Origin of the sequence: Paracoccus sp. (in: a-proteobacteria), from assembly GCF_030538755.1 — a bacterium.
GTDB lineage: Bacteria > Pseudomonadota > Alphaproteobacteria > Rhodobacterales > Rhodobacteraceae > Paracoccus.
Genome location: NZ_JAUNTJ010000007.1, coordinates 22,514 through 46,253, shown reverse-complemented (window position 1 = coordinate 46,253; position 23,740 = coordinate 22,514). Strand labels below are relative to the sequence as shown.

Sequence of the window (23,740 nt, the reverse complement as noted above, 5' to 3'; positions counted from 1 at the left end):
CGAATGCGTATTTGGGCAAACAGGAAGCGGACGATGGACAAGGCATGGTTTGACACGGCGCAATATCTGATCGGCGGGCACTGGCTGGACGCGGGGGCGCATCTGCCGGTGGTGAACCCCTCGACGGGCGAAACGATGGGGCGGATCGCCCGCTGCGGCGCGCCCGAGGTTGATGCGGCGGTGGCTGCGGCAGAGGCTGCGTTGGCCGGCGAATGGGGCGCGATGACGGCGGCGGAACGCGGGCGCGTGCTGACCCGCATCGGGATACTGGTCGCGCAGCGGGCCGAGGAGCTGGCCCAGATGGAAGCTCTGGACGTGGGCAAGCCCTTGCGGCAGGCGCGGGCCGACGCCCTTGCCCTGGCGCGCTATTGCGAGTTTTACGGCGGCGCGGCCGACAAGCTGATGGGCGAGACCATCCCCTATCAGAACGGCTATACCGTCTATACCCTGCGTGAGCCGCATGGGGTGACGGGCCATATCATCCCTTGGAACTATCCGATGCAGATCATCGGGCGGTCCGTCGGCGCGGCACTGGCCATGGGCAATGCGGCGGTGCTGAAACCGGCCGAGGACGCCTCGCTGACGGCACTGGCCTTTGGCCGCATCGCGGTTGAGGCGGGCCTGCCCGCCGGGGCGCTGAACATCGTGCCGGGCCTGGGTGCCGACGCCGGGGCGGCGCTGTCGGCGCATCCGGGCGTGCGGCATCTGTCCTTTACCGGCTCGGTCGGGGTGGGGCGGCTGATCCAGGAAACGGCGGCGCGCCATATCGTGCCGGTCACGCTGGAACTGGGCGGCAAGTCGCCGCAGATCGTGTTCGATGACGCTGATCTGGACCGGGCCTTGCCGTTTCTGGTCAATGCGGGGGTGCAGAACGCCGGGCAGACCTGTTCCGCCGCCAGCCGGATTCTGGTGCAGCGCGGGGTTTACGATCAGGTCGTGGCGCGCATGGCCAAGGCCTATGGCGCGCTGCGGGTCGGGCCTGCCGTCGATGATTACGAGGTCGGCCCGCTGATTTCCGCCCGCCAGCGTCAGGTGGTGGCCGGCTATCTGGACCGGGGCGGCGATCTGACCGTGGCGGCGCAAGGTCGCATGGTCGAAGGCGCGCCCGAGGGCGGGTTCTATGTGCCGCCCACCCTGCTGACCGGCGCCGCGCCCGATCACCCGCTGGCGCAAGAGGAAATCTTTGGTCCGGTGCAGGTTGTCATCCCCTTTGCCGACGAGGCCGAGGCCGTACAGATCGCCAATGGCACCGCATATGGCCTTGTTGTCGGGGTCTGGACGGAAAACGGCAGCCGGGCCATGCGGCTGGCGCGGGCGGTGCGCTCTGGTCAGGTGTTTCTGAACAACTATGGCGCAGGCGGCGGGGTCGAGCTGCCCTTTGGCGGCAGCGGCCTGTCGGGGCACGGGCGCGAAAAAGGGTTCGAGGCACTGTATGGTTTTTCGGTGCTGAAAACCGTTGCGGCCTGGCACGGATAGGCGCCGCCCTGCCCCAAGATGCGTATTTGGACAAACAGGAAGCCCGCTGTCAGTGCGGGATTTCCATCTTGCCGCGCAGGGGGATGTCGTCGGCGGGGGTGACGTTGTGGCGTTCGATCATGCGGTGGACATGTGGGTCGCCGTCGCCACGGTGCAGGGCGCGCAGGGACTCGGTCACTTCGGCGTCGGTTTTGGTGCGTCGCAGGTTGTGGCGGACGTATTCGTCCCATGTGGCGATGTGATAGCTTTCCGACCACATGGCCGGGTTTTCCAGATCGCGCAGCAAGGCCCAGTTGCGCGCCCCGTCGCGGCGGCGGATGGCGCGGCGCAGACGCATCAGGCGCAGGAACTCGGGCACGTCGGGCTGGTCGATCTGGTAATCGACCATCACCATGATCGGCCCCGACCTGCCCCGCAGATCAAGGCTGAGCTGCGGTTCCTGAAAGCGGTTCGCCGGGTCCAGATCGACGGCGCCGAATTCGGGCGCGGTGAACCAGAACCCGATCAGCGCCCCCAGTGCCAGCAGCCCCGCCGCCGACAGGAATGCGGTTTCGATCCCGTAAACGCCCGCCGTCATGCCCCAGACCCACGCCCCGGCGGCCATGCCCCCGAACACCGCCGTCTGATACATGGCCAGCGCGCGGGCCACGACCCAGCGCGGTGTGGACAGTTGCACGGTGACGTTGAACAGCGACAGCGCCAGCACCCATGAGGCCCCGGCGGGCAGCATCGCGGCGGCCTGCACCCAGATCGAATCGCTCAGCCCCAGCGTCGCCACCGCCAGCGCGAATCCGGCAAAGGCGGTGCGGATCACGTTTTCATTGTTGAACCGCGCCCGGATGCGCGGGTTCAGCAGCGCGCCGCCGATGGCTCCGATCCCGTAACAGCCCAGCAGCGCGCCCAGCACCAGCGAGCCGCCCTCGGGGTGGCGGGCGGCGACCAGCGGCAGCAGCGCCAGCACTGCGATGGCCGCAAAACCGAACAGCGCCCCGCGCGCGATGACCCGCATCAGGTTCGGCGACAGCGCGACATAGCGCAGCCCGGCGCCAACGGCGGCAAAGAACGGTTCCGGCGTCATGGTGCGCGGCACGGCTTGCGGACGCCAGCGGATCAGCGCCCCGATCAGCGGCAGATAGCTGAGCGCGTTGATGACAAAGGCCACCGGCGCACCAAAGGCCGCGGTGATGAACCCGCCCGCCGCCGGACCGACGCTGCGCATCAGATTGAACCCGACCGAGTTCAGCGACACCGCCGCAGGCAGATCGCGCCGGGGCACCAGATCGCCCTGCGACGCCTGCCACGGCGGGTTATAGACCGCCTGCCCCGCCCCGATCAGAAAGGTAAAGCCCAACAGCATCCACGGCGTAACCCCGCCATGCCATGCCACCACCGCCAGCAGGATCGACACCAGCGCCATGAACCCCTGCGCCAGCAACAGCAGCCGCCTGCGGTCAAAGATGTCGGCCAGCGCGCCCGACACCAGCGCCAGCGCCATGATCGGCAAGGTGTTCGACGCCTGCACCAGCGCGATCAGCGTGGCGCTGTCGGTCAGTTGCGTCATCAGCCATGCCGCCCCCACCGCCTGCACCATACCGCCGAAGTTAGAGACCAGCGTCGCCCCCCACAGGTTGCGAAAGGCCGGATAGCGCAGCGGCGCAAGAGCAGAGGCACGTTCAGTCATGGCGCGACGTTAGGCCGCAGCGCGGCGGGCTGCAACGCCCTTGAGCCACCGAAGATTCGCCTTCGCTGCGCCGCAATAACCGGGATATGTTTCGCATAAAGGCAATCATTCGCAGAATATTCCGGCAAGGTGGCCGCAAGACCGAATATCCTTCGATAAACCTGCCTGCGACACTCTGTCTTTGGAATTTCATTTCAGCACGTTCGGCTATCCTTTCGGGAACAACAGGGAAAGGTGCAAGCCATGAAGATCGTCATTCTGGGTGCCGGCGTCATCGGCGTGACCTCGGCCTGGTATCTGGCCCGCGCTGGTCACGATGTCACCGTGATCGACCGCCAGACCGGCCCGGCACTGGAAACCAGCTTTGCCAACGCGGGCGAGGTGTCGCCGGGCTATTCCTCGCCCTGGGCCGCGCCGGGTGTGCCGATGAAGGCGCTGAAATGGATGTTCCAGCGCCATGCGCCGCTGGTCGTGCAACCCAAACTGGACCGGCAGCGGATCGGCTGGATGATGCAGATGCTGGCCAACTGCACCACATCTGCCTATCAGATCAACAAAAGCCGCATGGTTCGACTGGCCGAATACAGCCGCGACTGTCTGGGCGAATTGCGCGCCGAAACCGGCATTTCCTATGATGAACGGACGCAAGGCACCTTGCAACTGTTCCGCAGCCAGAAACAGGTCGATGCCGCCGCCAAAGACATCGAGGTTCTGCGCGCCGATGGCGTCCCGTTTCAGATGCTGGACCGCGCCGGTTGCATCGCCGCCGAACCGGGGCTGGCGGATGCGGCGAACCTGATCGCGGGCGGGCTGCGCCTGCCGGGGGACGAGACCGGCGATTGCTTCAAATTCACCAACCGCCTGGCCGAAATGGCCACGGCGGCAGGCGTAACCTTTCGCTGGGGCGTCGATATTCAGGCACTCGAAGCGACAGGCGACCGCATCACCGCCGTGCGCACAGGCGAGGGCCGGATCACCGCCGACCGCTATGTGCTGGCGCTTGGCAGCTATTCCCCGCTGATGGTGCGGCGCTTCGGGATCAAACTGCCGGTCTATCCGCTGAAAGGCTATTCGCTGACCATCGACATCCACGACCAGACGCGCGCGCCGGTTTCGACCGTAATGGACGAAACCTACAAGGTCGCGATCACCCGCCTTGGCGACCGCATCCGCGTAGGCGGGCTGGCCGAAATCGCCGGCTTCGACCTCAGCCTGAACCCGCGCCGCCGCGAAACGCTGGCGCTGTCAGTGGGCGAGATGTTCGGCGGGGCGGGCGACCTGAACACCGCCGCCTTCTGGACAGGACTGCGCCCGATGACCCCAGACGGGACGCCGATCGTGGGTGCCACGCCGATCGGCAACCTGTTCCTGAACACCGGCCACGGCACCTTGGGCTGGACCATGGCCGCCGGGTCGGGCCGCCTGCTGGCCGACCTGATCTCGGGCCGGGCAACCGACATTCGCGCCGACGATCTGGGCTATGCGCGCTATCAACGCGGCAACCGCCTGACTGCCGCACCGGCACGGCAACCGGCACACGCCTGACCCATCCCCAAAACAAACAAACCCCGCAGCATGACCTGCGGGGCCTCGGGCGACAAATGGCTTCCTGTTTGCCCAAATACGCCCCTTGGGGCACGAGTTTGCAAAACAAAAACCCCGCAGATTTCTCTGCGGGGCCTCTCGTCCGGCTATCGCGCCAATCAGGCGGCTTTTTCGCCCTTGCGACGACGCAGCATCGCGGTGGCGCCAACAGCGCCCAGCAGCAGCAGGCCGGTGGCCGGCAGCGGGATCGGAGCCACTTCGAAGGTGACATCCGGGTTCATCTGCGACTGTGCAGCCGTGGTCGGCACCAGCAGCGAATCCCATTGCAGCAGCAGGGTTTGCGTCAGCGGGTTGCCGCCGCCAAAGCTCGTGGCCAGCGTGTTGTTCCCGGCGCCAAGGCCAGCGGTGGCCAGCACGGCATTGGTGGCGGTATCCAGCCACGAAACCGTCAGGCCGGTGAACAGGCTGGCACCATAATTGGTCAGGGCCAGTTCGCCAACACCACTGCCCGAGGTCAGAATGGTGAAATCGGCGCTGATCTGGCCGGGACCAGTCAGAGTGCCGGGCGCACCAGCCAGCCACAGATCCATGGTGCCGGAAAAGACACCCGATTGCGTGACGGTGTAGGAACCGCCGTCAACGATGGTCTGGGTTGCAGCCTGAGCAGCAGGCGCAGCAACAGCCAGAGTCACTGCAGTAGCAGCAGCAAAAGCAGAGAATTTCAGTTTTTCGAACATGGGGACCCCCTTAAGCGAACATTGCGCGTCCGTATGCAGCACTTTAATAAACTGTTATGTATTTGGGAAGTGGACAGTGTAAGAATTGGTTAATTTGTGCAAGCTATTGATCTTGAGCAGCTTTAATTTTCACCTGACGAATAGCGCATACATATATGCACGTCAGGCAAAAAAAAGCCCCGCAGATTGCTCTGCGGGGCTTCTTTTCAGTGCGGCCTTAAATCAGGCAGCCTGCGCGCCTTTACGGCGGCGCAGCATCGCGGTGGCACCGACAGCGCCGACCAGCAGCAGGCCGGTGGCCGGCAGCGGAACCGGGGCAACGTCGAAGGTGACGTTCGGGTTCAGCGCCGACTGGGCGACCGTGGTCGGAACGCTCAGCGAGCTCCAGCTCAGAACCAGGGTCTGGGCCAGCGAGCCGGGACCGAAGGTCGAGGACAGAACGTTGTTGCCAGCGGTCAGCGCCGTGCTGGACAGCAGGGCGTTGGTCGCGCTGTCAACCCAGGATGCCGTCAGGCCGGTGAACAGGCTGGCGGCATAGTTGGTCAGCGCCAGCTCGGCCAGCGCGCTGCCCGAGGTCAGCACGGTGAAATCGGCACGGATGCTGTCCGGGCCGGTCAGCGTGCCCAGCGAGCCAGCCAGCGTCAGGTCCATGACACCCGCATAGGTGTCGGATCCGGTGACGGTGTAGGAACCACCGTCAACCATGTCGTAGGTTGCTGCATATGCCTGCGGCGCGGCCACTGCCAGCGTAACGGCAGCGACGGCACCCAGGGCCGCAGCTTTCAGATTGTCGAACATTGAAGACTCCTTCAAATAGCACACAAGACGTTCGCGCAGCTAATTTAACGGATTAACCAAACGTCAGAAAGCGAAAGTTAACCATCATAGGCTGATTTTAGCAAACCACTGTTATTGCGTCATTTTTATTTTGTTACAGGAAAACCTCAGGTATTTGTGCAATATGTCACATCAACTGATGGTTGTTAATAGCTGATATTTGATGCGACTCAAATCCGCTGCGCCGCAGCATGAGTTGCATCTTGACCGGCGCAGGCATCGCGCTATCCTGTCTGGACGGTCGCGGCGATGGCGTCGCCGCATCCTTGGCCGATCCGTCCTGCACGCCGGGAAGTCTTGCGGGGCTTCCTTGCGGCCCCGAATGTCAGGGGGACCGCGATGGAGCGTCCGCAGAACTATCGTTTCCACAATGGCCACAAGGCACCTCTGCCCTTTACGGCAGACGAATACGACACGCGGCTGGCCGGGCTGCGCGCCGCGATGGATCAGGCCGGGGTGCAGGCGGTCGTGCTGACCTCGATGCAGAACATCGCCTATTATTCCGGCTTTCTCTATTGCAGCTTTGGCCGCCCCTATGGGCTGGTGGTGACACCTGACACCAGCGTGACCATCAGCGCCGGCATCGACGCGGGCCAGCCGTGGCGGCGCTGCCATGGTGACAACATCACCTTTACCGACTGGGGGCGCGATAACTTCTGGCTTACGGTGGCCGGGATCACCGGCACCGGCAAGCATATCGGGTTCGAGGCCGATCACCTGACCATCGAACGCCACGCCCAGATGCAGGCGGCGCTGAACCCGGCGCAACTGACCGACATCGCCCCCGCCACCATGCGCCAGCGGATGCTGAAATCTCCGGCGGAAATCGCACTGATCCGCGCCGGGGCCGGGGTGGCGGATGTGGGCGGCTATGCGATCCGCGATGCGGTGCGGGCGGGCGCGCGCGAAATCGACGTGGCCATCGCCGGGCGCGACGCGATGGAGCTGGAAATCAGCCGCCGCTTTCCCGATGCGGAATACCGTGACACATGGGTCTGGTTCCAGTCGGGCATCAACACCGATGGCGCGCATAACCCCGTCACCTCGCGCAGGCTGGAACGCGGCGACATTCTGTCGCTGAACACCTTTCCGATGATCTCGGGCTATTACACTGCGCTGGAACGCACGATGTTCGTCGAAACCGTCGATGACGCCTCGCTGGCGATCTGGCAGGCCAATGTCGCCGCGCATGAATACGGCATCAGCCTGCTGAAACCCGGTGTTTCCTGCGCCGAGGTGACGGCCAAAATCAACGCCTTCTTTGCCGAACGCGACCTGTTGCAATACCGCACCTTTGGCTATGGCCATTCCTTCGGGGTGCTGTCGCATTACTATGGCCGCGAAGCCGGGCTGGAGCTGCGCGAGGACATCGACACCGTTCTGCGCCCCGGCATGGTCATCAGCATGGAGCCGATGCTGACCATCGCCAACGGCCAGCCCGGCGCGGGCGGATACCGGGAACATGACATTCTGGTCATCACCGAGGATGGCAACGAAAACATCACCGGCTATCCCTATGGTCCCGATTTCAACGTCGTGGGCTGATGAAAGGCCCCGCCCCCGGTTGCAGGGGGCGGGGCGTAAATCTGAAACGAAACACTAAATACAGGTCACGGACTGCGATCAGGCGCGGTTTACCAGCCGCACGATCAACAGCAGGATGACGGCGCCGATGGTCGAAAAGATGATCGCGCCCAGAACCCCGCCCAATGCGACGCTGCCGATGCCGATGGCCGGAAACAGGAACCCGGCGATCACCGCGCCGATGATGCCGACGACGATATTCATCAGCACGCCCTGCCCGTGGCCCTTGACGATCTGACCGGCCAGCCAGCCTGCAATAGCACCGATAATCAGCGCAACGATAAGAGTGGTCATAGTGCTTACCCCTTTGAAAAGCCGCCGATGCGCGGCCCCAGATACAGGGCTAACGAGCCGTCCGGCGGCAAAGTTCCGCCAATAAACAAACATGAAACAAACATGCAGCCGCGCCACAGGCCGGAAACGAATTAACCACCTCACGAAATCGAGGGGTTGACGATCAGACCCCGCATTATGCTGATGGGCACCGGCTTGAACACCGCGCGGCTGGTGCTGATGCGGTTTTCGCGATATTTCGCTGACCTATGATTGCCGCGGGCGGTTCTGCCGCCGTCCGCCGCCGATACAAGGAAGACACAAGATGCGCCTCGCGCCCCTCTGCCTTGCCATGACCCTGGGTCTGGCTGCCTGCGGCTCACCCGACAGCCGCAACCCCTCGACCGGCTCGGCCGAACCTGCTGCCGCGCCCGCGTCCGAACTGTGGATGTATCAGGCCCGCACCGATGTCGGCCCGCAAGGGGAACCGATCGAAATCTCGGCCGTGCGTCAGGGCTATCTGAACGAACGCAACCGCCGTCAGCAGGTGGCCTATAACGGCCCCGAACCCAAGGATACCATCGTCGTCGATCCCTATGCCCGTGTGCTGTATCACGTTCTGGGCAACGGTCAGGCGATGCGCTTTGGCGTGGCCGTGGGCCGTGCCGGTCGCGGCTTCGCGGGCGAGGCGACGATCCGCCGCAAGGCCGCATGGCCCAGCTGGACGCCGACCGCCAACATGGTCCGCACCGAACCGGAACTGTATTACGACGTCCGCCACGGCCTGCCGGGCGGCCTGCAAAACCCGCTGGGCGCGCGCGCGCTGTATCTGTATCAGGGCGGCACCGACACGATGTATCGCATCCACGGCACCATGGACCCGTCCTCGATCGGCAAGGCCACCTCGGCGGGCTGCATCCGCCTGTTCCAGCAGGACATCATGGACCTGTATGACGAACTGCCGCTGGGTGCCCCGGTCAAGGTGCGCAGCCAGGCCGAAAGCCTGCGTCTGGAAGGCCCGATGATCGAGACCCCGCAGGGCTATATGGTTCCGGCCCCGCAGGCCCCGGTTCAGGCCGCCCCGGCAACCGCGCCCGTGCAGGCCAGTGCCAGCACCACGATCAACCCCTACGCCGGCTCGCCGGTCGAAAGCGCCGTGCCCTCGCGGTTCTAAGCGCGCTTTTGCCGCAACGAAATCCAAAGCCCCGGCCCTCTGGCCGGGGCTTTGACGTTGCAATCACGGGGCGGCTGACGCACATTCGCGCCAGATTGCAGATGTGCAGCGGGGCAAATCATGCCAAACTATTCCAAGGCAGAACAAAAGCTTTTGTCGGAAAGCGACCGGGCGCTGACCGCCCGCAGCCGTGGTTCGGACCTGACGCAGATGGCCGATGCGGCGCTGATGGAACTGATCGCCGAACTCGATACCGCGCGCAAGGATGCGGGCCAGCCGGGCGGCCCCGGAAACCGCAACCGCTATGACCTGCTGAACGCCGCGCTGCGCCGCTGCAATGACGAACGCCGCGCGCGCGGTCTGAAACCCGATGGCAGCAAACCGGCCCGCGCCGCGGCCAAGACAACCGCGCCTGTCAGGCCGGGGGCAGCAGGACCGGCAGCCCACCCCACCGGCAAGCCCGCGCCGGCCAAGGGGCGCAACGCCACCAAGCGCGGCGGCCAGCCGCGCAAGGATGGCCAGCCCGTGGACAAACGCACCGGCCCGCGCCGCATCCCCAAGGCCAAGCCGCCGGTAGCCTCTGCCGCTGCGGTGGCGACACCGGCACCCGCCGCCCCAGCAGCAGCCGTTGCCCCGGCGCAGGCCCCCGGCACCGCCAAGCCCACCAAGGGGCCAAAGCCCGACAAGGCCGCGCTGAGGGCGCAGCGCAAGGCCGACAAACAGGCCGCGAAAGAGGCAGAAAAAGCCGCGCGCAAGGCAGAACGCAAAGCCGCAAAAGAGGCCGAAAAGGCTGCGCGCAAGGCCGAACGTCAGGCCGCCCGCAAGGCGGAAAGGCAGGCAGCCAAGGGCAAAAAGGCCAAAGACGCCTGACCTGCCCCGCGCCTTGCCGCCGTGATGCGGTTTCCAAGGCCGGGCGCGGGTGCTATGGACGGCGCATATCCTTGGGGGTTGTCGTGCTGCGCCGCTGTCTTTCGCTGATCTTCGCCTGCGTGATGCTGGCCGCCCCCGCGCAGGCCCGCCCGGCGGTGGATGCGATCCACGGCCGCCCGCCCCCCATCCTGCACGACAAGGTCCGCTGCACCGACGATGGCCGCGACTGCATCCGGCTGGAGCATTACGTTCTGGACGTCTGCACCATGATCGAGCGGAACGCCGCCGATCATCAGCTGGACCCGAACTTTCTGGCCCGCCTGCTGTGGAAGGAAAGCCGGTTCGAGCCGTCCGCCGTCAGCCCGGCGGGCGCGCAGGGGATCGCGCAGTTCATGCCCGGCACCGCGCGGCTGTATCGTCTGGACGATCCCTTCAACCCGGCGCAGGCTATTGCAAAATCGGCGTGGTATCTGCGCTATCTGACCGACATGTTCGGCAATGTCGGGCTGGCCGCCGTGGCCTATAACGGCGGAGAAAACCGGGCGCAGCGGTTCATCAATGAAATGACCGTGCTGCCCTATGAGACGCAGGATTACGTTCAGTCGATCACCGGCCATAACGCCTGGGCCTGGCGCGACAATCCGCCCGGCGGCGACGCGCTGAAGCTGGCGCTGGATGACGCGCTGCCCTTTCACGATGCCTGCGTCAAGCTGGCCGGCAACCGCAGCCTGCGCGAATTTACCGTGCCGCAGAGGGTGTTTCCGTGGGGCGTTCTGGTCGCCTCGCATCCCACGCAATCCGGCGCACAGCAGCAGGTGCAGCGGCTGAACCGGACGCTGCGCCCGATCCTTGGCGGGCAGCAGGTCGGCTTTGTCCGCCGCCCGCTGCGCAACGGCACGCGCCCGGTGTTCACCGCGCAGGTCGGCTTTCAGTCGCGCGGTGAGGCCGGGGCCTTTTGCAACCGGCTGCGGGCGGCAGGTGGCACCTGCATCGTGCTGCGGAATTAAGTTGCGCCCAAAGGCCGGGGGTTTCACCCCCGGACCCCCAGGATATTTTCGGACCAAAGATGAGGGGGGGCGGGGGTCAGAGGAAGCTTTGTGGGTCGATGTCCACGGACAGGCGCAGGTTTGTTGGGGGTTTGTGCGGGGCCAGCCATGTTGCGATGGCGGATTGCAGCGGGGCCTGACGTGGGGCGCGGATCAGCATCCGCATCCGGTGGCGGCCTCGGATACGGGCGATGGGGGCGGGGGCCGGGCCCCACAGTTCCGCGCCTGCGGCGTGGATCGGGGTGGCGGCGCCCGCCAGCTTTTGCGCAAAGGCGGCGACGGTTTCCAGGTCGGGGTGTGACAGGATGATGCCTGCCAGCCGCCCGAACGGCGGCATTCCGGCGGCTTGGCGGCCTGCGGCCTCGGCGTTCCAGAAATCTTCGTCGCGGCCAGACAGGATGGCACGGATCACCGGGTGGTCGGGCTGATGCGTTTGCAGCAGGGCGACGCCGGGCCGGTCGCCCGATTGCCGCCCCGCCCGGCCCGCCACCTGCCGCATCAGTTGGAACGAGCGTTCCGCCGCGCGCAGGTCGGCCCCTTGCAGGCCAAGGTCGGCGTCGATCACCCCGACCAGCGTCAGGTCGGGGAAGTTGTGCCCCTTGGCCACGATCTGGGTGCCGATAATGATGTCGGTGCCGCCATTGCCGATCTGGGCAATCGTTTCTTTCAGCGCGCGGGCCGAGTGGAACAGGTCCGAGGACAGCACCGTGGCACGGGCTTCGGGGAAGGTGGCAGCGACCTCTTCGGCCAGACGCTCGACTCCGGGGCCGAGGGCGGCCATCCGCCCCTCGACCCCGCAAGAGGGGCAGGCGGTGGGAATCGGGCGGGTTTCGCCGCATTGGTGGCAGACGAGGCGGTTCTGAAAGCGATGTTCCACCATCCGCGCATCGCAGTGATCGCAGCCGACCTGCTGGCCGCAGGCACGGCAGACGGTGACGGGCGCATAGCCGCGCCGGTTCAGGAACAGCAGCGACTGTTCCCCCCGCGCCAGCCGCTGCGTCACCGCCGCCGCCAGCGCGGGCGAGATCCAGCGCCCGCCCGGCATATCCTGCGCGCGCAGGTCGATGGCGGCCATATCCGGAAGGTCGGCATCACCATAGCGGGTGGTCAGGTCCAGCCGCGCATATTTGCCCTGCGCCGCGTTGACCCAGCTTTCCAGCGACGGTGTGGCCGATGCCAGCACCACCTGCGCGCCCGACAGGCTGGCCCGCAGCACCGCCATGTCGCGGGCGCTGTAATAGACGGTATCTTCCTGTTTATAGCTGGAATCATGTTCCTCATCGACGACGATCAGGCCAAGGTCGCGGAACGGCAGGAACAGGGACGAGCGCGCCCCCACCACCATCTGCACCTGCCCGCTGGCCGCCATATGCCACAGCCGCCGCCGTTCCGACGTGGTGATGCCGGAATGCCATTCGCCGGGGCGCGCGCCGAAACGCGCCTCGACCCGGTTCAGGAACTCGGCCGACAGGGCGATTTCGGGCAGCAGGACCAGCGCCTGACGGCCCGTGCGCAGGGTTTCGGCCACGGCTTCCAGATAGACCTCGGTCTTGCCCGATCCGGTGACGCCGCGCAGCAGGGTGGTGCCATACCTGCCGCCACGGATACCCGCGCGCAGCGCATCTGCCGCCGTCGCCTGATCGGGGGCCAGCGGCTTGCCGGGCAGCGACGGGTCCAGCGGCGGAAAGGGCAGATCGCGCGGCGCGGCGATGTCGGCCAGCGTGCCCGCCGCGACCAGCCCGCGAATGACTCCGCTGCCGACCCCGGCCAGATGCGCCAGTTCGCCCGGCGCCATCGGTGCGCCCGCGTGATCGGCGATCACCTGCATGACGCGGGCGCGCGCCTCGGTCATGCGGGGGGGCGGGTCACCTGCGGGCACGATCACCCGGCGCGCAGCGGGCGGCTGATCCAGCCCCGGCGCGCGCAGCGCCATGCGCAGCATCAGCGGCAGCGGGGTCAGCGTGTAATCGGCGGCGCGGGCCAGAAAATCGGCAAAGGCCGGGGTAAAGGCGGGCACGTCCAGCGCACGGATCACCGGGCGCAGCCGGGCCGCATCGAAGCCGCCCTGCCCCGCGCCCCAGACCAGCCCCATCACCCGGCGCGGCCCCAGCGGGCACAGCACCAACTGCCCCTGCACCACACCAGTTTCGGGCGCAAGGTAATCCAGCACCCCGACGGGTTCGGCGGTCAGCACCGCAATGCGGGCACCGGGGGGGAAGAAGGCGGGCAAGGTCATGCGGTGGTGGTAGCCGCACAACCGCGCGCCGACAATGCCAAGGCGCAGGGTGCGCCGCTTTTGGGCAGGCCGGCAAACGCCACGCCGATGGTTCTGCCCTTTCGGCAGGGCGCGGCTTGCGCTATCACAAGGCCAACGCAAGAATGGGAGCCTGCGATGCAATTCTTTGTCGATACCGCCGATGTGGATGCCATCCGCGAACTGAACGATCTGGGGATGGTTGATGGCGTCACCACCAACCCCTCGCTGATCCTGAAATCGGGGCGCGACATCATCGAAGTCACGCGCGAGATCTGCGAGATGGTCGATGGCCCCGTCTCGGCCGAGGTGGTGGCCGAAAAGGCCGAGGACATGATCCGCGAAGGCAAAAAGCTGGCCGAAATCGCGCCCAATATCGCCGTCAAGGTGCCGCTGACATGGGACGGGCTGCGCGCCTGCAAAACCCTGTCGGATGACGGGCATATGGTGAACGTGACCCTGTGCTTTTCCGCCGCGCAGGCGATTCTGGCGGCCAAGGCCGGGGCGACCTTTATCAGCCCGTTCATCGGGCGGCTGGACGACGTCAATCTGGACGGGCTGGAACTGATCCAGTCTATCCGCGAGATTTATGACAACTATGGCTTTGATACGCAGGTGCTGGCGGCCTCGATCCGGTCGGTGAACCATATCACCGATTGCGCGCTGATCGGTGCCGATGTCATCACCGCGCCGCCCAATGTCATCAAGGCGATGGCCAACCATGTGCTGACCGACAAGGGCCTGGCGCAGTTCAACGCCGACTGGGCCAAGACCGGGCAGAAGATCGGCTGAGCCATGGCCGGACTGGACCCCGACCTGCGCGCCCGCCTGCTGGCCGACCCCTCGGCGCTGCTGGACGACCGCGAGGTGATGCGCGCCCTGATCGCCGCCCGCGATGCCGACATCGGCGACAATGTGATCGACATTCGCGGCCGGGCGATGGCGGCACTGGAATCGCGGCTGGACCGGCTGGAGGCGGCGCATGAAACCGTCATCGCCGCCGCATGGGACAACCAGTCCGGCACCGCCACCGTTCACCGCGCGGTTCTGGCCCTGCTTGAGCCGATGGACATTACCGGCTTCATCGCCGGTTTGCAGGCCGATGTCGCGCCGCTGTTGCGGGTCGAGACCATGGCTCTGGCGGTCGAGGGCACATGGCCGGGGCTGCCCGGTGCGGTTTCTCTGCCGCCGGGGGCCATCGGGCAGGTTCTGGCCGCAGGGCGCCGGACGCCGCGCGGGGACGACATCGTGCTGCGCCGCGCCGATCCGGTGGCCGACCCGCTGCATGGCGGCATCGCCGTCGCTTCCGAGGCGCTGATCCCGCTGGATCTTGGCCCCGGCCAGCCCTCGGCCCTGCTGGTGATGGGCAGCGCCGATCCGGCGCGCTTTACCCCGGCGCAGGGCACCGACCTGCTGCGGTTCTTTGCGCAGGCGTTTCGTCTGGCGCTGATCGGCTGGCTGAACAGATGACCGGCGCGCCGCCGCTGGCCTTGGCCCCGGCGATGTCGGATGCGCTGGACCGCTGGCTGACGACCGAAGCGGCCACGCGCGGGCGATCCGACCATTCGCTGCGCGCCTATCGCACCGATGTGACGGCATTTCTGGCGTTTCTGGGCAGGCATCACGGCACGCCCGCGCTGCCCGGCACGCTGGCCGGACTGGCGCAGACCGACATGCGCGCCTTTGCCGCCGCCGAACGGGCGCGGGGCCTGGGGGCGCGGTCTCTGGCGCGGCGGCAATCGGCGGTGCGCAGCTTTTTGCGGTGGCTGTCGGATCGCGAGGGGGTTGACCTGTCGCCCGCCCTGTCGGCGCGCAGCCCGAAATACGCCCGCAGCCTGCCCCGCCCGCTGGCCGAAACTCAGGCGCGCGAGGTGCTGGACATGGCCGGCGTCAGCCATGACACGCCATGGATCGCCGCCCGTGATCTGGCGGTGCTGACGCTGCTTTATGGCTGCGGGCTGCGGATTTCCGAGGCTCTGGCCCTGAACGGCGAGGACGTGCCTTTGGGCGATGCCCTGCTGATCCGCGGCAAGGGCGGGCGCGAACGGCAGGTGCCGGTGCTGCCCGCAGCCAAGGCGGCTGTGGCCGATTATCTGCGGCTGTGCCCCTGGCCGATGGCGCGCGGCGAGGCGCTGTTTCGCGGCGCGCGCGGCGGGCGGCTGAACCCCGGCCTGATCGCCCGCACCATGGCGCAGGCCCGCGCCAGCCTTGGTCTGCCGGCCAGCGCGACGCCCCATGCCCTGCGGCATTCCTTTGCCACCCATCTGCTGGCCAGTGGCGGCGATCTGCGTGCGATACAGGAATTGCTGGGCCATGCGCGCCTGTCCACCACGCAGGTTTATACCGGCGTGGATGATGCGCATCTGCTGGAAATCTATCGCAGCGCCCATCCGCGCGGCTGACCGGGGGTTTCACCCCCGGACCCCCGAGGATATTTAGAAACGAAAGACAGGCCGCGCGTCGGAACCCGTGGCGGGGGGATGCGGGTTATGTTGCATCGACAGGAAAGGGTTTGTGATGGAACATGCGATTTTCAAGCGTCCTCTGGGCGTTCCGGTGCCCAAGGGGCTGGATCAGGCGGTTTTCGGCATGGGCTGTTACTGGGGCGTCGAGCGGCTGTTCTGGCAGCAGGATGGCATCTGGCTGACCGAGGTGGGCTTTGCGGGCGGGCATGTGGACAACCCCACCTACAAGCAGGTCTGCGCCGGTGGCACCGGCCATGCCGAGGTGGTGCGGGTGATCTTTGACAGTTCGCGCGTCAGCTATGACCATTTGCTGAAGATGTTCTGGGAAAACCACGATCCGACGCAGGGCAACCGGCAGGGCAATGACATCGGCGACCAGTATCGCAGCCTTATCATGGCCTTTTCCCCCACCCAGCGATCATTGGCCGAGGCGTCGCGCGCCGACTATGGCAACCGGCTGGCCTTGCAGGGCTTTGGCGAGATCACGACCGACATCATCGACGAAGCGCCCTTCTGGCTGGCCCCCGAGGAAGATCACCAGCAATATCTGCACAAGATTCCCGATGGTTATTGCAACCTGCGCGGCACCGGGATAGCCGCTTCCATGCCACAGCCGGAGTAAGCGATGCCCACCTGGACCGCCCTGACCCAGACCACCAACCGCGACGACGCCGAAGCCCTTGCCCAGGCCTGCGAGGCCTTGCAGCCCGAACCGATGGGCACCGGCTTTTTCGAGATCGAGGACGGGTCGGACCGGTGGGAGGTGGGGGCCTATTTCACCGAAAGCCCGGATGAGGTCGGCCTTGCCCTGCTGGCCGCCGCCCATAACGCGCAGCCGTTTCTGGTATCGGAACTGCCCGAGGTCGATTGGGTCGCCCATGTCCGGCGCGAGCTGGCCCCCGTCGTCGCCGGGCGGTTTTTCGTGCATGGTGCCCATGACGCCGACAAGGTGCCGCAGGGGTCCGAAGCCCTGTGCATCGAGGCGGCGATGGCCTTTGGCACCGGCCACCATGCCACCACCAAAGGCTGCCTGCTGGCGCTGGACCGGCTGGCCGTGGACGGGTTCACCCCTGCCCGTATCGCCGACATCGGCTGCGGCACCGCCGTTCTGGCGATGGCGGCGGCGCGGTTATGGCCGGATGCCCCGCCGGTTCTGGCCAGCGACATCGACCCGGTGGCGGTGGACACCGCCGCCGCCAATGTCGCCGCCAATGGGCTGGACGGGCGCGTGACCTGTCTTGAGGCGGCGGGCTTTGACGCCCCTGCCCTGCGCGATGGCGCGCCCTATGATCTGGTGCTGGCCAATATCCTGAAACAACCGCTGATCGACCTTGCCCCCGATATGGCCGCCAGCGTGGCGCAAGGCGGGCGGGTGGTGCTGTCGGGCATCCTGACCACCCAAGCGGACGAGGTGATCGCCGCCTATACCGCCGCCGGTTTCAGCGATCCCCGGCGTCAGGATGCGGGCGACTGGTCTGCGCTGGTGATGACGCGCGGCTAAGCTGCGTGGGGCACGGGCCGATCACCCCTTGGGCGCGGTGATCCACAGGATGTTCAGATCGGCGTCGGGAGTGAAATCCTTGCGCCGTATCTCGAACGTGGTGGGCGAGGTTTTCGTGACGCCGCTGCCGCAAAAGGACAGCAGCGCATTCGCGGCGGGCTTTTCCACCGTCAGCCGGAAATCGGCGATCGGGCCGCGCCAGTTGCCGCCCGTCGTCAGGATATAGCCAACCGTCTGGGCCAGCCCATAGCCCCCGCGCTGCATCAGCCGGTCGGCACCGGCGATGAAATCGGCCTCGGGGCAGAACTGCGCCCAATAGGGGGTGCTGGCGTCGATCTCGCCCGGCGTCATCAGCGCGCCCCTCGCCATCGGGCGGTATTCATGCGAAACGGCGATGGTCTTGCCCGCCGGAAAGGTCTGTTGCCAGTGGAACAGGCTTTCATAGCTCCACCCCGGCCAGCCATCGGTCATCAGCGCCTGCGGGGCGGGTGCATCCGGGGCGGGCGTGTCCATCCGATAGGGGTTCAGCGGCAGGCCAGCCGCCAGCACATCATCGGTGACATCGCGCCCGTTCAGGGTCGCGCGTTCCTGATGCACGGTCGTGACCGGCTGGCCATCCACGGTGACGGCAAAGCGGATCGGCGCGCCGTCCTTGGCCTGATAGTTGTAATAATTCAGCGGCATACCGGGATCGAACCGCAGGTCCGGCATCGGGAAGGCGACGGTGATGGTCGCGTCCTGATCGCCGTGATTGACGAACTGGTAATCCACCCGCACCCGGTCAACCGAGATATACAGATCCTCGGACAGCATCTGGATCTGGTCGTTCTGGCGCAGTTCAAAGACCAGACCGCCCGCTGACAGCCCGGCCTCGCTGTCATTGGCCAAGGCCGGGGCTGCGGGCAGCAGGGCGGCAAATGCCGCGACAAGGGCACAGCGGCCCGTCATTCACCCTGCTTGCGCCGCGCCAGCTTGGCCTCGATATAGTGGCGCAGTTCCTCGACCTCGGTGCGGCTTTCGCGCAGGCCGTCCATGGCGGTGCGCAATTCGGCCTCGGCCCCCAGCAGGCGGCGGGTCAGGTCGGCTTCGCGGGTTTCCAGTTCCAGCACGGCGGCGGCGCGTTCTTCTTCGGCTTCGTGCAGTTGCTGGGCCATCTTGTCCAGTTCCGACATGTCGGCGCGGGTGGGGCGCGTCAGCCGGTGGATCAGCCAGCTTGCGAACCAGCCCAGCACAAAGGCGGCGAACAGGATAATCGCGGTAACGGTGATGAATTCGCTGCGGTTCATGGTTCTGCGCCGTCTGGTCCGGTCAGCCGCTGCCGTCTGGCCGGGGCTGAGGCCGGGGTGTGTCGTCGTCCGGGGTCTGCACCGGGACCGTAACGGATTCCTCCCCAAGGTCCAGCCCATCCGGCACCGGACCAACGCTTTCCGACACCCCCACGACCGAGGGCGGGATCGTCGGCGGGCCGGTTTCCGCCGCATCGGCACCGGGGGCACCGGGGGCGGCGGGCATGGCGGCCAGCGGCGCGGGCAGCAGCGGGCCAGATGCCGCATCCTCGGGCACCAGCACATCGGGCAGCAGCGGGCCGATCAGGCCAACGGCCGTGGCTGCGGCGGCGGCGACAGGCGCGGGTGCAGGTGCCGGGGTCTCGCCGGTGACGCCGCTGGTCACTTGCGGCGCGGGCAAGGTGCCCTGCGTTACCGGCAGTTCGGACAGCAGGCGGAATTCGATGCGGCGGTTCGCCTCGCGCCCTTCGTCGGTTTCATTGGTCGCAATGGGCTGGCTTTCGCCATAGCCGCGCGCGGTCATGCTGCCGGTATCCACGCCCGCGCCGTCCAGCGCCGCCAGCACCGCCTGCGCCCGATTGCGCGACAGTTCGGCATTCCACGCATCCGAGCCTTGCGAATCGGTGTGGCCGCCGATCTCGATGCGGAAATCGGCGCAGTTTTCCATCACCCCGGCCAGGCTGGCCAGCGTCGGGGCCGGGTCGCCGGCGATGACCGATTTGTTCGGCTCGAACCCGATGGCCGATTCGGCCATGATCGTGTTCATCTGCGCCACGCATTCCGGCCCGTCCGGCAACCCCAGCGAAGCATCCAGCCGCCGGTCATAGCGCACCGACATTTCGTAATGCGCCCCCGCGCCAAGCCGGTCGGCCAGCACCGCCGCCGCCCGGTCGGAGGCCTGCTGATCGCCCGACACGCCGCTGATGCGGATCATATCGGGCGTCACCGTGACCGAGCCGGTTTTCAGCGGCGCCATCGCCTCTAGCCCGGCGATGACGCGCACGGTCCAGCCGCCGGGCACATCGGGATCGGCGCGCAGGCTGGAATCCACCTGCGCAAAGCGCGCCCCGGCAAAGCTGTCCACGGCGTCGCGCATCCGGTCATCGGTGATCCGCCCGCGCAGGGTGACGGTGCCGTCATGGCCCACGCTGGCGGAAAATTCGGCCGGGCCAAGGTTGGCGGTTTCAGGGCGTTCGTGTTCGGCGCTCAGGGAAAAGCCACGCGGCAGGGCCGATTCCAGCCGCCCCACCGTATCATCATATTGCGCCGCGCTGACCGAGGCGGGCACCAGCAGCGCCACATCGGTATCGGACAGGGTAACGGTGCCGCCCCCCACCGCCGCCACCGCGCCGATGCCAGCCACCGCCGCGCGATCCCATTCGGGCGATGGCGCGCCAAGGCCAATGGTGCAACCCGTCCCCTGCCCCGCACCCGCCCGAACGGCGGCAGCCAGAATGCGGTCGCGCGCGGCATCACTGTCGGCAGAGCAGGCGTCAAAGCGCGCGCCGTCCTCATCCAGCACAAAGCGCAGCACAAAGGGCGCGATCACCGGGCGGGGCGCGGAAATATCGGTCGTCAGCGTCACCAGGGCGGGCCGCACCCGGTTCAGCGCCGTTTCCAGCCGGGCCTTGTCATCGGCGCTGTCGGTCAGGGCCGTCACCGCCACATGCCCGGCGCTGATCGAGATCTTGGACCGGGGCGCCATCTGCGCCACCCGCAGCCCATAATCCAGCGCCGCCTGCCAGCCGTCGGGCACCGGATAATCGGCCCCTTCCAGCAGGTCGGCCACCTGCGGCGCTCCGGTGCCGTTGCGCAGGTTGCGCACCAGCGTTTCGCGGTCGAGACCTGCCGGAACCAGCCCGATCAGCGAAATGCCCTGATCGTTGCGCAGCAGCTCGACCCCGAAATCGGGCGGAGTCAGCGTCTCGGTGCTGGCCACGGCCACATCGTCGATGATGCGGCTGGCGTCCACCACCGCCGACACATCGGTCATGGCGCGGAACCGCTGCACCTCGGACGGGGCGGTGCCGGTCAGGCGCACGCGCAGCCCGTCGGTTTCCACCTGCGCCCAGTCATGGCCGCCCGTGGTCAGCGCCAGCCGCACATCCTGCCGCGACCGCGTTTCGATGAAATCCGCCGCACTGGTGGCCACCGCCCAGCAGGCCGCCCCCGCGCCGCCAAGGGCAAGGACGGTCACAAGGGCAGTGGTCATGCGGCTGGCCATCGGCGCGCCTTCCGGTTGTTCAAGGATCGTTCCGACTTAATTCCCGCCCGGCGGGGGTGCAATCAAACGATTGCGTCAATGGCAAGAAACAGCGCAAGGATCAGCCCGGCATCGCGGTTGGCGCGGAACAGCCGCAGGCAGACCGCCGGGCTGTCGGGGCGGAACACCCGCCATTGCCACGCCAGATGCAGCGTGAACCCGGCCAGCCCGACCCATGCCAGCAGCCCGCCCCCCGCCGCCGCAATCGCCAACGCCAGCGCCAGCACGGCCAGCCCGCCGAACAGCGCGATCCAGCGCGGGCTGTCGGCCGCGAACAGGCGAGCGGTGGATTTCACGCCGATCAGGGCGTCGTCCTCGGTATCCTGATGGGCATAGATGGTGTCGTAAAAGATCGTCCACGCGATCCCTCCGGCATAGGCCAGCAGCGGCGGCCAGCCGATACCGCCCATATGCGCCGCCCATGCCAGCAGCACGCCCCAGTTGAAGGCCAGCCCCAGAAACACCTGCGGCCACCATGTGAACCGCTTGGCAAAGGGATAGATCGCCACCAAAGCCAACGAGGCCACGCCCAGCCCGATCGCCGCCCAGCCCAGCGTCAGCAGCACCGCCAGCCCGACCAGCGCCTGCACCGCCATCCAGATCAGCGCGCCGCGCACCGTCACCTGCCCCGACGGGATCGGCCGCGACCGGGTGCGCGCCACCTGCGCATCGAAATCGCGGTCGGTGATGTCATTCCAGGTGCAGCCCGCCCCGCGCATCACCACCGCGCCGATACCGCAGGCCAGCGCGATCCACGCATCGCGCCACATCGGCACATCGGCGATCATCGCCAGCCCGATGCCCCACCAGCAGGGCAGCAGCAACAGCCATGTGCCGATGGGCCGGTCGGCGCGCGACAGCCGCAGCCAGGGCCTCGATGTGGGCGGGGCCAGCCGGTCCACCCAGTTATCTTCGGGCGCGTCCACGACGCGATCTGGCGTTTTCTGCGGGGCTTGCATAACCTGCGGCCTGTCATGGCAAAGATCAGACTGTTCATAGATCACCCGCTGGCCGGGGGACAAGCCGCCGATCTGAACGCGGATCAGGCGCATTACCTGTGCAGCGTGATGCGGCTGGGTCCGGGGGCCGAAATCGCGGTTTTCAACGGCCGCGACGGCGAGTGGCTGGCCCGGATCGCGCAGGCGGGCAAGCGCAGCGCCGTGATCGAGGTTCTGCGCCAGACCGCGCCTCAGCGCGATGCCCCGGATCTGTGGCTGATGTTTGCGCCGATCAAAAAGGCGCGCACCGATTTCATCGTCGAAAAGGCGGCGGAACTGGGCGCGGCGCGCATCCTGCCGGTGCAGACTGAGTTTACCAACGCCGAACGTATCCGGCAGGACCGGCTGCAAGCCCACGCCATCGAGGCCGCCGAACAATGCGGCGGCACCTTTGTGCCTCAGGTGGCCGCGCTGTGCCCTCTGCCCCGGCTGCTGGACGGGTGGGACGAATCGCGCCGCATCCTGTGGGCCGACGAGGCCGCCGCCGGGCCTGCCGAATCGCTGGCGGGCCTGCCTGCGGGGCCTTGGGCGGTGCTGATCGGGCCAGAGGGCGGCTTTTCCCCGGCTGAACGTGACAGGCTGCGCGCCCTGCCCTTTGTTAACCGGATCAGCCTTGGTCCGCGCATCCTGCGGGCCGATACGGCGGCAGTTGCGGCGCTGACACTGTGGCAGGCGGCGCTTGGCGACTGGAAATAACCCGGAACGCCGGGGCATACGTTATTTTCTTGCGCACAGGGTTGACGAAAAAAAGACGGCAAATTAATCGCTTATGCGGCGCCCGCATAGCAGTCATGCGGTTGAGGGCGTTCCTTGCGGCCTTGGCCTGATCTATATGCAGGGCATCCCGTAAACCGCCCGATGACTGGGCAATCTTTTAACAGGTGAAAAAATGGCTGCGTTTGACACGAACCGCGCACAGGCCGGTGCGCGTCCCTTTGGTTTCGGCTTGACCCGCGTCATCGCGGCGTTTGCGGCCTGGAACGATGCACGCCGCACCCGGAACGCCCTGAACCGTCTGTCCGATCACGAACTGGATGACATCGGGCTGTGCCGTGGCGACATCGACCGGATCGCCCGCGGCCTGTAAGGCGCGGCACCGGCGGCCCGTGCGGCGGGCAGCATACGGATCAACCCCCGACCCAAGCGGCGGGGGTTTTTTCATGGCCGGGTGCCAGCCCCTCCGCAACCGCCGCCCCCGCAACCGCGTCGCGCCGCATCAACAGCACCGGCCCGCCCCACGGCCAGCCAAAGCGGCCACGCCCGGTTTCCACAAACCCCGCCGCCTGCCAGAACCTGACGGCACCCGCATTGCGCCGCGCCACCTCGGCCCGCAGGCCGGGATGGCCGCCTTGCGCGGCGCGCGCCAAAGCCCCGGCGACCAGCGCCTGACCGACCCCATGCCGACGATGCGCGGCAGCCACGGCGATGCCGTCGATCACCAGATCATCGGTCGGCGGCGCAGGGCGGAACAGCGGGTCCAGCAGGCCGGGCCGCAGGCGCAGCCAGCCGCCGCCCACGTCGCGCAGCCCGGCCACGCCGATGACCGCGCCATCCTGCCCCACCGCCACAAGACCGCGCCGCCCGTCAGCCCCCAGCGGCCCCTCGCCGCCCAAGGGGCGCACGGCGCGGCCAAAGCTGGCCCACCACAGCGCCACCGCCGGCATCAGCAAATCGTCGGGGATCGGGGTTGCGATTCTCATGCGCCTCTTGTGCCTGCGCCGCCCGCGTGACAGCAAGAGCGGGAAGCAGC

Annotated in this window: 23 protein-coding genes; 13 read left to right on the top strand and 10 right to left on the bottom strand. The window is 67.1% G+C overall.

Translation table 11 applies throughout. From position 1 onward, the window contains the following. Nucleotides 1-33 precede the first annotated feature (33 nt). Nucleotides 34-1,476 carry an aldehyde dehydrogenase family protein gene (locus Q4G14_RS06175; protein ID WP_303360863.1) on the top strand — a complete coding sequence of 481 codons (1,443 nt, stop codon included), beginning with the start codon at nucleotides 34-36 and terminating at the stop codon, nucleotides 1,474-1,476. 49 nt (nucleotides 1,477-1,525) lie between these two features. Here the strand turns inward: Q4G14_RS06175 and Q4G14_RS06170 are convergent, their stop codons facing one another. After that, nucleotides 1,526-3,157 carry an MFS transporter gene (locus Q4G14_RS06170; RefSeq protein ID WP_303360862.1) on the bottom strand — a complete coding sequence of 544 codons (1,632 nt, stop codon included), beginning with the start codon at nucleotides 3,155-3,157 and terminating at the stop codon, nucleotides 1,526-1,528. A 243-nt stretch (nucleotides 3,158-3,400) separates the two neighbouring features. Here Q4G14_RS06170 and Q4G14_RS06165 point away from each other — a divergent pair, with 243 nt between their 5' ends. After that, a complete protein-coding gene (locus Q4G14_RS06165; RefSeq protein WP_303360861.1) occupies nucleotides 3,401-4,702 on the top strand; it encodes a D-amino acid dehydrogenase in 1,302 nt (433 codons plus the stop codon). 158 nt (nucleotides 4,703-4,860) lie between these two features. On the opposite strand, the gene Q4G14_RS06160 is transcribed toward Q4G14_RS06165, so the two are convergent. Continuing rightward, entirely contained in the window at nucleotides 4,861-5,439 is a 579-nt protein-coding gene (locus Q4G14_RS06160) for a VPLPA-CTERM sorting domain-containing protein (RefSeq protein WP_303360860.1), read from the bottom strand. Nucleotides 5,440-5,661: 222 nt separating this feature from the next. Next, nucleotides 5,662-6,237 carry a VPLPA-CTERM sorting domain-containing protein gene (locus Q4G14_RS06155; RefSeq protein ID WP_303360859.1) on the bottom strand — a complete coding sequence of 192 codons (576 nt, stop codon included), beginning with the start codon at nucleotides 6,235-6,237 and terminating at the stop codon, nucleotides 5,662-5,664. Nucleotides 6,238-6,615: 378 nt separating this feature from the next. Here Q4G14_RS06155 and Q4G14_RS06150 point away from each other — a divergent pair, with 378 nt between their 5' ends. Next, complete coding sequence (locus Q4G14_RS06150; protein WP_303360858.1) at nucleotides 6,616-7,821, top strand: aminopeptidase P family protein; 1,206 nt, start codon at nucleotides 6,616-6,618, stop codon at nucleotides 7,819-7,821. 78 nt (nucleotides 7,822-7,899) lie between these two features. Here the strand turns inward: Q4G14_RS06150 and Q4G14_RS06145 are convergent, their stop codons facing one another. Continuing rightward, nucleotides 7,900-8,154, bottom strand: a complete 255-nt coding sequence (locus tag Q4G14_RS06145) for a GlsB/YeaQ/YmgE family stress response membrane protein (RefSeq protein ID WP_303360857.1) — start codon at nucleotides 8,152-8,154, stop codon at nucleotides 7,900-7,902. 304 nt (nucleotides 8,155-8,458) lie between these two features. Here Q4G14_RS06145 and Q4G14_RS06140 point away from each other — a divergent pair, with 304 nt between their 5' ends. The 3 genes from Q4G14_RS06140 (at nucleotide 8,459) to Q4G14_RS06130 (ending at nucleotide 11,184) form a co-directional block, all read left to right on the top strand. Further along, nucleotides 8,459-9,307: a L,D-transpeptidase gene (locus tag Q4G14_RS06140; protein WP_303360856.1), complete on the top strand. Its 849-nt coding sequence runs from the start codon at nucleotides 8,459-8,461 to the stop codon at nucleotides 9,305-9,307. A 120-nt stretch (nucleotides 9,308-9,427) separates the two neighbouring features. Further along, on the top strand, nucleotides 9,428-10,177 hold the full coding sequence (locus Q4G14_RS06135) for a hypothetical protein (RefSeq protein ID WP_303360855.1): 750 nt from the start codon (nucleotides 9,428-9,430) through the stop codon (nucleotides 10,175-10,177). Between the two features lie 71 nt (nucleotides 10,178-10,248). Continuing rightward, nucleotides 10,249-11,184, top strand: a complete 936-nt coding sequence (locus tag Q4G14_RS06130) for a lytic transglycosylase domain-containing protein (RefSeq protein ID WP_303360854.1) — start codon at nucleotides 10,249-10,251, stop codon at nucleotides 11,182-11,184. Between the two features lie 76 nt (nucleotides 11,185-11,260). On the opposite strand, the gene Q4G14_RS06125 is transcribed toward Q4G14_RS06130, so the two are convergent. After that, nucleotides 11,261-13,459 carry a primosomal protein N' gene (locus Q4G14_RS06125; protein WP_303360853.1) on the bottom strand — a complete coding sequence of 733 codons (2,199 nt, stop codon included), beginning with the start codon at nucleotides 13,457-13,459 and terminating at the stop codon, nucleotides 11,261-11,263. Between the two features lie 156 nt (nucleotides 13,460-13,615). On the opposite strand from Q4G14_RS06125, the gene fsa reads away from it, so the two are divergent. From fsa to Q4G14_RS06100, 5 genes are all read left to right on the top strand, one after another. After that, nucleotides 13,616-14,269, top strand: a complete 654-nt coding sequence (gene fsa / locus Q4G14_RS06120; RefSeq protein WP_303360852.1) for a fructose-6-phosphate aldolase — start codon at nucleotides 13,616-13,618, stop codon at nucleotides 14,267-14,269. 3 nt (nucleotides 14,270-14,272) lie between these two features. Continuing rightward, the gene (locus tag Q4G14_RS06115) at nucleotides 14,273-14,947 is read left to right on the top strand and encodes a DUF484 family protein (RefSeq protein WP_303360851.1); all 675 of its coding nucleotides are present in this window, start codon (nucleotides 14,273-14,275) and stop codon (nucleotides 14,945-14,947) included. After that, entirely contained in the window at nucleotides 14,944-15,879 is a 936-nt protein-coding gene (locus Q4G14_RS06110) for a tyrosine recombinase XerC (protein WP_303360850.1), read from the top strand. The genes Q4G14_RS06115 and Q4G14_RS06110 overlap by 4 nt, the downstream gene beginning before the upstream one ends. A gap of 115 nt (nucleotides 15,880-15,994) precedes the next feature. Then, nucleotides 15,995-16,564, top strand: coding sequence for a peptide-methionine (S)-S-oxide reductase MsrA (gene msrA, locus Q4G14_RS06105; RefSeq protein ID WP_303360849.1), 570 nt, complete (start codon nucleotides 15,995-15,997; stop codon nucleotides 16,562-16,564). Between the two features lie 3 nt (nucleotides 16,565-16,567). Then, on the top strand, nucleotides 16,568-17,443 hold the full coding sequence (locus tag Q4G14_RS06100; protein WP_303360848.1) for a 50S ribosomal protein L11 methyltransferase: 876 nt from the start codon (nucleotides 16,568-16,570) through the stop codon (nucleotides 17,441-17,443). A 21-nt stretch (nucleotides 17,444-17,464) separates the two neighbouring features. Here the strand turns inward: Q4G14_RS06100 and Q4G14_RS06095 are convergent, their stop codons facing one another. The 4 genes from Q4G14_RS06095 to ubiA all read right to left on the bottom strand — a co-directional run bounded on the left by Q4G14_RS06095 (nucleotide 17,465) and on the right by ubiA (nucleotide 21,951). Continuing rightward, nucleotides 17,465-18,391: a DUF4424 family protein gene (locus tag Q4G14_RS06095; protein ID WP_303360847.1), complete on the bottom strand. Its 927-nt coding sequence runs from the start codon at nucleotides 18,389-18,391 to the stop codon at nucleotides 17,465-17,467. Then, nucleotides 18,388-18,729, bottom strand: coding sequence for a hypothetical protein (locus tag Q4G14_RS06090; protein WP_303360846.1), 342 nt, complete (start codon nucleotides 18,727-18,729; stop codon nucleotides 18,388-18,390). The genes Q4G14_RS06095 and Q4G14_RS06090 overlap by 4 nt, the downstream gene beginning before the upstream one ends. A 22-nt stretch (nucleotides 18,730-18,751) precedes the next feature. Then, on the bottom strand, nucleotides 18,752-20,941 hold the full coding sequence (locus Q4G14_RS06085; protein WP_303360845.1) for an OmpA family protein: 2,190 nt from the start codon (nucleotides 20,939-20,941) through the stop codon (nucleotides 18,752-18,754). A 74-nt stretch (nucleotides 20,942-21,015) separates the two neighbouring features. Next, nucleotides 21,016-21,951: a 4-hydroxybenzoate octaprenyltransferase gene (gene ubiA, locus Q4G14_RS06080; protein ID WP_303360844.1), complete on the bottom strand. Its 936-nt coding sequence runs from the start codon at nucleotides 21,949-21,951 to the stop codon at nucleotides 21,016-21,018. Nucleotides 21,952-21,966: 15 nt separating this feature from the next. Between ubiA and Q4G14_RS06075 the strand changes: the two genes are divergently transcribed. Together Q4G14_RS06075 and Q4G14_RS06070 are read left to right on the top strand one after the other, a co-directional pair. Next, nucleotides 21,967-22,686, top strand: a complete 720-nt coding sequence (locus Q4G14_RS06075) for a 16S rRNA (uracil(1498)-N(3))-methyltransferase (RefSeq protein ID WP_303360843.1) — start codon at nucleotides 21,967-21,969, stop codon at nucleotides 22,684-22,686. 193 nt (nucleotides 22,687-22,879) lie between these two features. Continuing rightward, nucleotides 22,880-23,077, top strand: a complete 198-nt coding sequence (locus Q4G14_RS06070) for a DUF1127 domain-containing protein (RefSeq protein ID WP_303360842.1) — start codon at nucleotides 22,880-22,882, stop codon at nucleotides 23,075-23,077. Between the two features lie 40 nt (nucleotides 23,078-23,117). Here Q4G14_RS06070 and Q4G14_RS06065 read toward each other — a convergent pair whose 3' ends face one another. Then, complete coding sequence (locus Q4G14_RS06065) at nucleotides 23,118-23,690, bottom strand: GNAT family N-acetyltransferase (RefSeq protein WP_303360841.1); 573 nt, start codon at nucleotides 23,688-23,690, stop codon at nucleotides 23,118-23,120. Between the last annotated feature and the right edge of the window lie 50 nt (nucleotides 23,691-23,740).